The organism is Sporosarcina sp. SAFN-015, from assembly GCF_059415085.1.
Genome location: NZ_JBPFDR010000008.1, coordinates 130,772 through 144,110, shown reverse-complemented (window position 1 = coordinate 144,110; position 13,339 = coordinate 130,772). Strand labels below are relative to the sequence as shown.

Annotated in this window: 8 protein-coding genes; 1 reads left to right on the top strand and 7 read right to left on the bottom strand. The window is 42.1% G+C overall.

The annotated features are described in order from the left end of the window. The 6 genes from ACR65H_RS14590 to ACR65H_RS14565 all read right to left on the bottom strand — a co-directional run bounded on the left by ACR65H_RS14590 (nucleotide 1) and on the right by ACR65H_RS14565 (nucleotide 10,131). Nucleotides 1-753, bottom strand: coding sequence for a TerC family protein (locus ACR65H_RS14590; protein WP_440501194.1), 753 nt, complete (start codon nucleotides 751-753; stop codon nucleotides 1-3). A 357-nt stretch (nucleotides 754-1,110) separates the two neighbouring features. Beyond that, nucleotides 1,111-2,202, bottom strand: coding sequence for an SDR family oxidoreductase (locus ACR65H_RS14585; RefSeq protein WP_440501193.1), 1,092 nt, complete (start codon nucleotides 2,200-2,202; stop codon nucleotides 1,111-1,113). Between the two features lie 124 nt (nucleotides 2,203-2,326). Next, the gene (locus ACR65H_RS14580) at nucleotides 2,327-5,392 is read right to left on the bottom strand and encodes an efflux RND transporter permease subunit (protein WP_440501192.1); all 3,066 of its coding nucleotides are present in this window, start codon (nucleotides 5,390-5,392) and stop codon (nucleotides 2,327-2,329) included. Between the two features lie 431 nt (nucleotides 5,393-5,823). Beyond that, nucleotides 5,824-7,398 carry a peptide chain release factor 3 gene (locus tag ACR65H_RS14575; RefSeq protein ID WP_440501191.1) on the bottom strand — a complete coding sequence of 525 codons (1,575 nt, stop codon included), beginning with the start codon at nucleotides 7,396-7,398 and terminating at the stop codon, nucleotides 5,824-5,826. Between the two features lie 137 nt (nucleotides 7,399-7,535). After that, nucleotides 7,536-9,026, bottom strand: a complete 1,491-nt coding sequence (locus tag ACR65H_RS14570) for a UDP-N-acetylmuramoyl-L-alanyl-D-glutamate--2,6-diaminopimelate ligase (protein ID WP_440501190.1) — start codon at nucleotides 9,024-9,026, stop codon at nucleotides 7,536-7,538. Nucleotides 9,027-9,078: 52 nt separating this feature from the next. After that, nucleotides 9,079-10,131, bottom strand: coding sequence for a M42 family metallopeptidase (locus ACR65H_RS14565; RefSeq protein WP_440501189.1), 1,053 nt, complete (start codon nucleotides 10,129-10,131; stop codon nucleotides 9,079-9,081). Between the two features lie 95 nt (nucleotides 10,132-10,226). On the opposite strand from ACR65H_RS14565, the gene ACR65H_RS14560 reads away from it, so the two are divergent. After that, nucleotides 10,227-11,837, top strand: a complete 1,611-nt coding sequence (locus ACR65H_RS14560; RefSeq protein WP_440501187.1) for a two-component system sensor histidine kinase NtrB — start codon at nucleotides 10,227-10,229, stop codon at nucleotides 11,835-11,837. Nucleotides 11,838-11,895: 58 nt separating this feature from the next. Here ACR65H_RS14560 and ACR65H_RS14555 read toward each other — a convergent pair whose 3' ends face one another. Further along, on the bottom strand, nucleotides 11,896-13,281 hold the full coding sequence (locus ACR65H_RS14555; RefSeq protein ID WP_440501186.1) for an aldehyde dehydrogenase: 1,386 nt from the start codon (nucleotides 13,279-13,281) through the stop codon (nucleotides 11,896-11,898). Nucleotides 13,282-13,339: the final 58 nt, after the last annotated feature.

The following is a 13,339-nucleotide window of genomic DNA, read 5'->3' as shown; positions in this document are numbered from 1 at the left end:
TTACGCTTGTTTTCGATTTTTAGCAACAGCTGTCAAATAACCGCCGACAGCAATGACTAATAGAACGACCCAGAAGATTGACTTCCAAAGCGTCGAATGAGGAAATGCCTCATCGATGATTTGCAATTTTGGATGTGACAACGTAAGCACTACCAATTTAACCCCTACCCAGCCAACGATTAAGAATGCAGCTGTTTCAAGGGATGGGAATTTTTCAAGCAATACGACGAACTGTCTTGCAGCAAATCGAATAATGACGAGACCAATGATCCCACCTAGTAGCATTACGACGAATTGGCCGCCATTAATACCGCCAATATGGAAATCTCCCAATTCCGGCAAAGTTACCGCCAATGCGACTGCAGCTAACATTGAATCAAGGGCAAAAGCGATATCTGCCAGCTCGACTTTTAAAACTGTCATCCAAAAGCCGGATTGCTTGCGCTGTTTCTTCACATCATCATGCCCATCTTTCCCTCTATCCAATAAGGCTTTGATCGATATGAATAATAGATACGCCGCTCCTAGCGCTTGTATTTGCCATATATTCACCAAGAACGTAATCATAAACAGTGCAGCAAAACGGAAGACAAATGCTCCGAGCAACCCATAAAACAATGCCTTTTTCTGTTGCACTTTCGGTAGATGTTTTACCATGACCGCCATGACTACGGCATTATCTGCTGCCAATAATCCTTCAAGTGCAATCAATACAACAAGTACCCATGCGTATTCCAACAATATTGCTTCCAACTTATTTCCTCCTTATTTCTCCAAATAAAAAAACCCTCACCTAATAAAAGGCAAAGGTCTCGCTAAGTCAGAAATTTATCCCGCATTAACTGGCTGTAAGATTCCCACTAGTGGGATTCAACAGACAGTAAATGCCCGATTGGTTCAACTAACAATCAGTGGGAAAAGCATCCACTGGTTGAAGTTTCACTTTATGTAATAAAAATCCTGCTATCATAACCGATGGCGCTTGCCATGTATTGACGACTATGAAATAGGTTGCCCTATAGCTACTCCCCTTTGACAACTGTCAAAAGAATTATTAAGTTGTTGAGTGCTTCTTTAATGATTATACCATCATATAATTCCGCACACAATTTATTCACCGATATTAATTTGGAAAGCTTCGTTGTCTTTATGTTCCTTAAAGAATTTTGCCATGACCGGGATTGATTCAATGAAATCCGCACATTCGATTGTACTGTTTTCAAGAAGCTTTTCGGCAACCGATGTATCGAAATGGGAATTCCAATTCAAATAATCCAATGTTTCAATCTCAACACCCATCCTTCGCTGGACATATAACGGTCTCATTGCTAACTCAACAATCTTTTTAGGTACTCTCCCTTTCGGTTTTTTTCCTGTTAAAGCAATTGTCATTGCCCTGAACACCTCTTCTACCGGATGGGGCGAAGGATCAGTCAAATGGACGGTTTTTCTGATGGCTTCTTCCTTGCTGGAAAGGTAAACAGAAGCATCGAGAATATAATCGATCGGAACAACATTGATGTGTGATTGTGTCCTTCCTACGTACGGTATGAAAGGCATCCACTTTAAACGGTCAATCATATTCATAAAAAAATACGGCCCATCAAACTTTATTGTTTCTCCTGTTATTGAGTGACCACGGACAATCCCCGGCCGTATGATTGTAACCGGCTTCTCATTTTTAAGTTCTTCAACTAGAAGTTCTGCTTCGAATTTCGTCTCTTCATAATGGTTTTTAAACGCGACAGGTCGAATAAGTTCAGTTTCAAGAAGTAACCCTTCTCTCAACCCCGCCACATATGCTGTACTGAAATACATATATCTATCAATCAACGGATGATTCTTAACAAATTCATTCATTTGACGTGTACCCTCGACATTCACCTTCCACGCAATCTCGGGCTTCACAGCAAGATCATAAATCGCAGCTAAATGCCATACAGTCATCTTAATCCCTCGTAATTCGGAAAGCATGCCCTCTGACAATCCAAGATTCATTCGTGTAATATCCCCGATTATTATTTCTACCGGGATCTCTTTGTTAACCACATTCATGATGTTATGAACTTTTTCTTTTGCACGCTCCACTTCATGTGCCATTACGAGTACATATACCTTTTTTGCTTCATCCCGACGGATTAATTCCTTAATAAGTTCAGTTGCAATAAAACCCGGAAATCCTGTAAAAAAATGCGTCCTCATAAATCCCCCTCGTTTCCAATTAAGTATAGCACTATAGTAAACTAGTTTACAGATATTATAAAGATAATTCTAATTATTTAAATAGATAAAATGCCTGGAGACCGAAGATTCTCCAGGCACTTTGTTATTTTGTTTCAACTGCGCGTTTTCTCGTTTCACGGTCAAACAAGCTATAAATGATTGGTACGATATACAGTGTGAGGAAAGTGGAACTGATCAATCCGCCAATTACAGCGATCCCCATCGGTTGGTTCATTTCCGTTCCTTCTCCGATGCCGAGCGCAAGCGGCAATAGCCCTAAAATCGTCGTTAATGCCGTCATTAATATTGGACGTACACGATCCTTCACCGAAGCGATAATGGCATCATATGAAGACATGCCCACTTCTTTTCGTTGGTTGATGTAATCAACGAGGACGATTCCGTTATTGACGACTATACCGACAAGCACAAGGACACCGATGACAGCCGTCACACCGATTGGCGTATTTGTCGCGAATAATCCTAATGCAACCCCAATAGCCATTAGCGGTACAGAGAACATAATGACAAATGGATACTTGAATGATTCGAACTGAGCTGCCATGACAATATAGACGAGGACGACAGCCAGAACGATGGCCATCAACATATCATTGATCGCATTTTCGAATAGTTCCCGATCTCCACCAAAGGACATTTCCGTCTCCGATGGCAAATCAATACGCTCCACTATTTCATTTACTTCGGCAGTCATATCACCTAATGAGAAAGATGATTTGTACTTCACATCAAAAGTGACAGAATGGGCTTGGTCAACCCGCTGGATGGAAACAGGTCCTTCCTCTATGGAAATTGCCGCAACGTCCTTCAATGCAACGAAGTTGCCTGTCTGTGTCCTCAACTTGATTTGTTTTAATTTCTCAATGCTATTTCTGTACTTTTCATCATATTGAACAATGATCGAAACGACATTTTCTTTTTTATCAACAAATTGAGAAGCGAATTGCCCCCGCGTAATCGAATTGACTGTTTGTGCGATTTGATAAGGAGCTAGTCCGAGATTGGATGCCTTTTCGCGATTTACCTCAATATGAATCTCTTCGATTGTATCTTGAAGATTATTTGAAACTTCAAGTGCAGAGTCCAATTTCCGCAGTTCATCATCTAGTTTAGCTACTGATTCGTTCAACCTTTCCTCATTTGTATCTTTCAATGAGAAAGTTAACGTATTCGGGCTTGACCCGGCTGCAGTTTGCATTTCAAAACCGATGCTAGCATCACTACCTACAAGATCGAGCACATCAGGCTGAACATCGTCGACAAGCTCAAATACCGAACGATCTCTCTCCGTAAGAGGCACAAGCTTAACGTACATTTCGGCACGGTCTGATTCTGACCCTCCTTGCGCCATACTTTGCTGTGTCCCTCCGATTAGACTGACGTAAACTTCGATTTCTTTCTCTTCTTTCAGCCTGGATTCTATCCTTTTCACGACGTCATTAGTGGATGATAAGGATGATCCATTCGGCATCTTTATAGAAATACTGAAGAAACCTTCGTCTGTAGCTGGCAGAAATTCAGTTCCAACCTTGAATAAACCGAAACCGCTGCCCGCAAGAAGAACAATCGTTAATAGCAAAATGACCGCACGGTTCTTAAGCGACCATTTCACAGACCGTTCAAATCTGTTTAATGTCTTCGAACGGCGTCTTCTCGCTTCGATATTCTTTCTCGGTTTAGTAAGCATTTTGCTAGCCAACATCGGCACGACAGTCAATGCAACGACTAATGACGCAAATAGACTGAAAGAAATCGTCAAAGCGAATTCAGTGAATATCTGCCCGATTAACCCGCTAATGAAAAACACAGGTACAAATACAGCGAGCGTCGTTAACGTCGAAGCGGTAATTGCACCGCTGATCTCTTTTGCTCCATCCCTCGCTGCTTCTGTCGGGCTCTTCCCCATCGCCAAATGCCGTTCAATGTTCTCGATAACGATAATCGCATTATCAACAAGCATACCGATTCCTAATGCCAACGCGCCAAGCGTCATAATGTTGAGCGAGAAATCAGCGAAAAACATAAGCACGAACGTGACAATTACAGAATATGGGATGGCAATACCGATAATAATCGGACTTTTAATTCCACGAAGGAATAAAAATAAGACGATCATCGCAAATAATCCGCCAAGCAATAGCGATTGCCCGATATTTCCAACGGCGAGCTTCACATAATCACCTTGGTCGAACAAAATATCCGCTTCGACACCTTTGTATTCCTCTTGGGCAAGAAGGTGATCCAACGCATCCTTAAATGCAGTAGAAACAGTCGCAGTATTGGCCCCTGATTCTTGGAGCACCGACATAAGTACCGCCTGTTGATCATTAGCTCTCGTTTCGGAAGTAGCTTTCGCCTCAAGCATTGCAACATCTGCCACATCTGCCACTCGCACTTTGCCGCCAGTTATCGGATTGAGGCCGACAACGACATTTCTAATATCAGTTATCGTTGTCAATGTACTAATGATTCTCGTCGTCAGTTGTTTTCCGTCATCCGTTTCGATCGGTTCCCCTGGCATTGATACATTGCTCGCTTGGATTCCCTGTACGATATCCGATTGGACGAGTCCAAATTCCTCAAGCTTCTTCTGATCTAAAATGACTTGGACTTCTTCCACCAATTTACCTGTAACGGTGACACTCGCAACCCCCTTCGTCCGACGCAGCTCTGTTTCCAGCTGCTCCGCAATGTTACGTATATCCGCTTCTTCCGAAGTCGTTCGAAGCGACAGCTGGATGACTGGGAATTGAGCCGGGTCAAATTTCATGAAACGAGGAGCATTAGCACCTTCTGGTATCTGCACTTGGTCGATTCGTTGCATAATATCCAGTTGCACGTCATCAATATTTGTTGACCAATCAAACATGAGCAATATGAAATTTGCGCCTTCTTCTGAAGACGATTGCATTGATTTTAAGCCAGGTGCTGTTGACAGACTTGCCTCAAGCGGTTTTGTCAGCTTCTCACTCACTTCAGTGGATGAGGCGCCCGGATAGTTAGTAACTACGACCGCCACCGGTGGATTCAACTCAGGAATGAGTGTCACTGGTATTTTGAAAAAGGAAACTGCCCCTAGAATGATGACTAAAAACATTGTCACAATTGTAAAGACAGGTCGTTTAATAGAAAAATTACTGATTGTCATTTGCACATCCCTTTCGTGAGATAAAGTGAAACTTCAATCAGTAGGGGTCTCCTTACCCTGCTGATTGTTAGTTGATCCAATCGGGCATCTACTGGCTGTCGACCCCGATTAATAATTATTAATTCCCCACCAATTTTTGAAGGCGGAGTGTTACAGCCAGTTATGCGGAACAAACGAATACTTCTATCATATTGAAAGAAGCTAATAACATCAATTGCGAGCCTAAAATTTCACGATATAAGTTATCGGTCATTGTCACAAGTTTATCGATCAATCTAGAGAAGTTATCGGTCATTTCCCGGAAGTTATCGATCATTTCCTAAGAGTTATTGTCATTTCGTTACCTTTCACCTATAACGTAAAAACGTTTTAACATTTGCTATGCAACTAAAAAAACCGGAAAGACTGAGTCTTCCGGTTAGGCAGATTAATTATAGTAAGCTGTACAATCGGATATCAGGATATTTATCGCCGAACCAACGTAGTGCAAAGTCGTTTTCGAAAAGGAAAACTAAATTGTCATAGCGGTCTTTTACGAGCATTGATCGTTGCCCTGCCATAGACTCTTTTACATCGCTTTCGTTTTCAATCCAGCGTGCAACTTTATTGCCGATATGCTCCATATGAACATCTACGTTATATTCGTTTTTCATCCGATGCTCGAAAACTTCGAATTGAAGTTGACCAACGGCACCCAATAGAACCTCTTCGGTATGCAATGTTTTGTAATATTGGATTGCACCCTCCTGGACGAGTTGAAGAATACCTTTATGGAAGTGCTTTGATTTCATGACGTTTTTCGCTGTAACCCTAACGAATAGTTCGGGCGTGAACTGCGGCAAAGACTCAAATTGGAAATTAGACTTCCCTCCGACAACAGTGTCGCCAATTTGATAGTTCCCCGTATCGTACAAGCCTATTATATCGCCTGCAACTGCTTCGTTTACCGTTTCGCGGTCATCCGCCAAAAATTGTGTCGTCTGCGATAACTTAATTGTTTTGGAAATCCGCGGTACAGTGACCGACATTCCTCTTTCAAATCCGCCCGACACGATCCTGACAAAAGCAATCCGGTCACGGTGGGCAGGATTCATATTTGCTTGGATTTTAAAAATAAAACCTGAAAACTCGTCTGAATTCGGATCGATAAGCTGATCGTCTTTCGTCTTTCTCGGTTGGGGCGATGGCGCAAACTGTAGGAATGTCTCTAAAAATGTTTGCACACCGAAATTTGTCAAGGCGCTGCCGAAAAATACCGGTGTCAATTCTCCTTTGGCTACTCTTTCCACGTCAAATTCATTGCCAGCTTCATTTAAAAGCATGACGTCTTCAAGCGCTTGCTGATAATACGAAGTATCCGTCATCGGATGTTCAACTGCCAGCTCTCCTTCTTCATTCAACGGAAGGAAATGGCTGTCCCCTTCGACACGCGCTTGTTCGATTCGGTTGTTGTATCGGTCATAGACACCAATGAATTCTTTACCCATACCGATCGGGTAATTCATTGCATACGATTCGATTTCTAGTACTTCTTCCAATTCTTCCATCAATTCAAGCGGCTCTTTCCCCTGACGGTCCATTTTGTTCATGAACGTAAAAATCGGGATGCCTCTCATCCGGCATACTTTGAAAAGTTTAATCGTTTGAGGTTCGATACCTTTTGCTGAATCGACCATCATGACCGCGGCATCAACTGCCATGAGCGTACGGTATGTGTCTTCACTGAAGTCTTCATGGCCTGGTGTGTCCAAAATATTGACGCGCTTGCCGTCATAGTCGAATTGCAACACTGAGGAAGTTACTGAGATTCCACGTTGTTTTTCGATTTCCATCCAGTCGGATGTTGCGTATTTGCCTGTCTTTTTCCCTTTTACTGTCCCTGCATCACGGATAGCGCCGCCAAAGTATAGCAGTTTTTCCGTCATTGTCGTTTTTCCGGCGTCAGGGTGAGAAATGATCGCAAACGTGCGACGTGATGCGATCTCTTCATGTATTGGTTTTTGCATTTTGTCAGAGCTCCTTCTTTTCCACTTTTTTAAGCATAGACAGATTGCAAATCATTTTCAACATTTTTTTCTCCATTACGGTAAGTCTTTTACGAAAAGGAAAAGAGCTGTCCAAATTGACAGCTCTTCATCCTCTATTATTTTTCAATATAACCTCTTCCAAACTTCTTCTCCGCTTCGTCCAGCGCGATGTCGGCGTCGGAGTGGGGTAGTTTTTCTCTACCGATAATTTGATAATCTTCGTGGCCTTTTCCGGCAAAGATGATAATATCCCCTGCATCCGCAACAGATACAGCGTGGCGGACGGCTTCCTCGCGATCACCGATGCACGCGTACTTGTCATGTTGCATGCCCGCAGCTAGCTCCGACAAAATCGTCTCATACGGTTCATCACGTGGATCGTCCGTCGTCAAAACGACATAATCGGCGACTGACGCCTTCTCCGCCATGATCGGACGTTTAATACGATCCCTATTGCCCCCTGTCCCAATGACAAAGATCAATTTGCTCTCGGCATCTTTATAAGGCAGAACCGCTTGGATCGCCTTCTCAATCGCGTCAGGTGAATGAGCGTAATCGACATAGATTGTCAATGGCAACTCCGTTTCAACTTTCTCCATTCTGCCTTTTGCAGCAGGGATGACTGCAAGTCCCTCTAGAATTATTTCCATATCTAGTCCCTTTGCGTATAGCGCCGCAATGACTGCGAGCGCATTATATACATTGAATTCGCCTATGAGCGCCATTTTGACTTCGAAGCTTCCAGCGGGTGAATCTAGGTAAAATGAAGTGCTATTCACTGTTAGCTTCACGTCCGTCGCGCGGAAATCCGCGTGGTTGTGAACTCCGTACGTAAATACCGGGAATGAAGTCATCTCCTTCATCCGCTCTCCCCACGAGTCGTCGGCATTGACAATGCCAAATTTCGACTGTTCCAGATCTTGTCCAAGCTGGGCGAATAAAAGTCCTTTTGCATGACCGTAATTCTCCATCGTTCCGTGGAAGTCCAAATGGTCATGTGATAAGTTCGTAAAAATCGCGATATTAAATTCAGTCCCAGCTAATCTTCCTTCGACCAGCCCGTGTGATGACACTTCCATTGTCATTGTCGAGCATCCGGCATCGGCCGCTTGCTTGATCATTTGCTGGGTCGTCAGAACATCAGCGGTCGTGTTTTCAGTTTCAAATAAAACACCGTCTAAATTGAAGCCAATCGTCCCTGTCACTGCAGATTTTTCGCCTGCATGACGTAAAACCGAATGGAGCATATTGCTGACGCTCGTTTTTCCGTTTGTCCCTGTCACACCAATCATTGTCATCCTTTTTGAAGGGTAGTTCAGAAAACGTGGTGCTAGCAAAGAGACCGCTCTTGACGTATCTTCCACATAGACGACCGACACCTTGTCCAAATCGACTTCGACAGAACTTGAAGCTACAATCACCCTCGCTCCGTTGTCAATCGCTTTAGAAACGTAAGCATGTCCGTCTACGGTAAATCCTTTTATACAGACAAACACTCCTCCGGCATTGACAGAGCGTGAATCGACTGCTATGTCCGTGACTGTGTCAGGTAAAATCCCGTCCACCTTCTTAATTGGCAATCTTGAAAATAAATAACAGGTCTCCATTAATAAATCTCCTTCTTTGTCTAACTTTGGGCGCTAGCGCCTTCTGCTTTTCTTAGTCCATCATTTCTGATGTTACATAAGCATGCAATAATTGTGCGGTCGCTTTCAAGGAATCGACATGAGTCCTTTCCAATGCATGGGACGATTCAATCCCAGGACCAAACAGCGCATGTCGTACATCGAAGCCCGCACGAATTGCTGCGGATGCATCCGATCCATAATAAGGATAGATGTCTAGCTTGAACGGGATGCTTCCCTTTTCACAAAGGGCAGTCAAATGCCTCGTCAAAGCATAGTGGTAAGGTCCACTTGAATCCTTCGCACAAATAGACACGGTATATTCATCTGAAGATTGTCCATCACCGATTGCACCCATATCGACAGCAATATACTCAACTGTTTCGTTCGGAATGTTAGAATTCCCTCCATAACCGATCTCTTCATTATTAGAGATGTAGAAATGAGTTGTATGCGGCAGTTCAGTTCCGTTTTCCTTCAATGAACGAATTAATTCCAATAGAAGTGCAGTGCTCGCTTTGTCATCGAGATGTCTTGATTTGATAAAACCGGTCGATGTCAATTCGAACCGCGGATCAAATGAAACAAAATCACCGACTTCAATGCCAAGCGCTCTTGTTTCCGCTGCATTCGTCACCTTTTCATCGATTCGCACTTCGATATTATCAGCATTCCGCTCTGCACTTCCCGAATTGCGGTAAACATGGACAGTTGTCTGGTGCATCAAAATCGTTCCGCGAACTTCTTTCCCAGAAGCCGTATGTATATGGCAATACTCACCTTCCACCGCATTCCAGTTAAATCCGCCAATCATCGCCAGTTTCAGTCTTCCGTTACTTTTAATCTCTTTTACCATCGCTCCGAGCGTATCCGTATGTGCGGTCAACAGACGATGTCGCGAATCATCTTTCCCAGTTAGAGTAGCTATAACTGCCCCTTTATTCGACTGTTTAAAAGGAACCCCAATCTCCCCCAGTTCTTCCATAATGACTTGCATTACTTTTGTAGTGAAACCTGATGGACTCGGTGTTTCCACTAACCTTTTCAACAATTCAGTTGTCCTCGTCTCGTTAAATTGTTGCATCATAAATTCCCCCTGTTTGTTTATCTGAAATTTCTGTTTCCGAAATAAAACAAATGATGTATGATACTTATATTACTACTACTTTCCGAGGTGTATCAATGGAAAACGGTCAACCCATTCAAATGAAAAATAAATATCTCATTATTTCATTCAGTTTTATCGTTTTCGTTCAACTTATTGCTTCTCCCTTTTTCGAAGAGTCGACATATATATTGCCAATCACAGCCGGTGTTATTTACAATTTCAGTCTTTTTGGCCTAATTTACTTCGATAAACTCAATCAAAAGATCATAAGCTGGCTAATTATATTGGGAAGCAATATATATATTCTCGCCTTACTGTTCGTCAATGCAGACTTTCCTTATCTTTTCTTTTTATTTTTCCCTATCATCATGTCACTCATCTTCAGCGACAAATACTTGCATGTAACAATGCTATTGCTAACGACTGTCGAATTGACCGTCTTATTGCAAGTGTTAGGTCCATACTTCCACCCAATGAGTAGTGCAAAAATGGTTATCCATTTCAGCTTCTTATTTTCAATTGTCTTATTGCTCCTATTTTTTTTCGTAGTAAAAATCGGCCCACAGTTGAAAAAGCTTCACTTTGAAAAAGAAGTGATGAGTGCAACTCTATCATCAAAAGATGGCTATTTAGACTCGTTTTTTGAGCATGCTCAGGATGCGATAGCGGTGTTTAGTCTCGATCAAAAATTGCTTGCTGTCAATCCTGCGTTCGAAGAAATGTACGGATGGAAAAAGGAGGAGTGTATCGGAAAACACATAAAATTGACACCTCCCTCCGAATGTAAAGGTATTGCCGAACGAAAAAAACTTTTATTGCAAGGAAGAAGCTTTAAAAACATCCGTACAAAAGAGATGCGTAAAAATGGAACTATATTTGATGCAGAAACGACCATTGCGCCGATTTTTGATAAAGAGAAGAATATTATTGCACTTTCCGTCATCGTCCGTGACATAACAGAAAAGCTCCAAGCAGAGCGGTTAAAAATTGAAGCGGTTAGACTGAATGCTATCGGGGAAATCGCCGCGACTGTCGCACATGAAGTGAGAAACCCGATGACATCGGTGAACGGATTTGTGCAATTAATGAATGAAGACCCAGAAAATCCGTACCGCGCCTACACAGAAATTATGGAAAGTGAAATCGAGCGGATCAATTTAATTGCGAGTGAATTTTTAATTTTGTCGAAGCCGAATATTAAACAGCGGAAAGAAATAGACGTTGAAAATAAAATTATTGAAGTCATCGACCTTTTTGAAGAGGAACTGAAAATGCGACAAATTAATTGTTCGCTCTATTTAGCAGAGTATCCGACCACTGTTTTCGGGAACGAAGAAAGCTTGAAACAAGTATTCATCAACCTAATGAAAAATGCTATAGATGCTGTGAATGATGGAGGAAACATCACATTTTACAATTCGATTATTAATAATATGATTTCCATTACATTGGTTGACAACGGTCAAGGGATGAATGAGGAGACGTTCAAACAGTTGTTCATACCATTCTTCTCCACAAAGGATGGAGCTACTGGACTGGGGCTCGTCATCACGAAAAAAATCATTCTAGATCATGGCGGCAATATCGAATTTAACGGCTTTCGAAAAAACGGCACTGAATTAACCGTCACTTTTCCGATTCATTCATTGAATAAAAGTACAAATCTTCTAACTGCAGCTGAATAATATTTTACATTAAGAGGCGAAGGAATATGCAGTCTGCATCCTTCGCCTCTTAATCTTTTTATTTCATTAGGGATTTCACAAGTTTGAGTTTATTGCCGTATGGTGGATATCCGAGGCGGATTGGCAACTTTGTGCTCTTTTTCAAAATTGATTTTGAATGGGTGAACAAATCAAAGCTTGCCTTTCCATGATAAGCATTCATGCCGGATGCACCAACTCCGCCAAAAGGCAAGTGAATATTCCCGACGTGTGAAACTGTATCATTAATGCATCCACCGCCGAATGATAGATGTTCCAAGAAATAATCCTGCGCTTGATTGTTTTCGGAGAATAGATACGCAGCAAGCGGTTTCGGCATTTGTCTAATACGTTGGATTGCATCTCCTAAATTCTGATACTTCAATATTGGAAGAACCGGACCAAAAATTTCTTCCTCCATCGCAGGTCCGTCCCATGAAACACCATGTAATATCGTCGGACTAATATATAGATCATCTCGGTCCGATTTTCCGCCGAAAACGATATGCTTTTTTTCTTTATCAATCATTTTAGCGAGTCGATCAAAGTGCTTCATATTCACGATCCTGCCGTAATCAACACTTTTAGCACTGTTCTTACCGTAAAAATTATGGATGCAGTCGATAATTTCCGTAAGAAGTTTTTTCATTACTGATTCATGAACGAGTACAAAGTCAGGAGCAACGCAAGTTTGTCCATTATTCACGAATTTGCCCCACACAATTCGTTCCGCGGCTCTTTTAAGATTCGCAGTCTGATCAACTATGACAGGACTTTTCCCACCAAGTTCCAATGTGACCGGCGTCAGTCGTTCTGCAGCTGCCTTCATAACAATCTTACCGACAGCTGCACTTCCTGTGAAAAATATATAATCGAATGGTGCATGGATCAGCGCAGTTGTTTCTTCGATTCCACCTTCAACGACTTGTATATAATCTTGCGGGAAAATTTCTGTGATGATGTCTTTTATGATTTTCGCGGTATGTACAGTCGCTTCAGACGGTTTGACAATTGCACAGTTTCCCGCCGCAATAGCGCCGACTAAAGGGTCCATAATTAACTGAAATGGATAATTGAAAGGTCCTATGATCAGTACAGAACCATATGGCTCTCGAATGATAAAGCTTTTTGCAGGTTGCAGATGTGCAGGCGTTTTTACTTGTTCCGGCTCCATCCACTCTTCTAAATGCTTCATCATGAATGAAATGCTCGATAATACAAAGCCCACTTCTGTCACGTAAGATTCAAATTGACTTTTTCCTAAATCCTTCTGTAACGCTTCATATATTTCTTCTTCTTTGTGACTGATTGCCTTCTTTAAGCGTTCTAGCATGTCCATACGGAATTCAACATTTTTCGTCGCTCCGGTATTATAAAAATTCCGCTGAAAAGTGATCATTGAATCGATTTTTCGAGTTATCTCCATTGGAATCCTACTCCTTCATCAAACTTAATTGTCAATATAGCAAAAGGACCGATTTTCA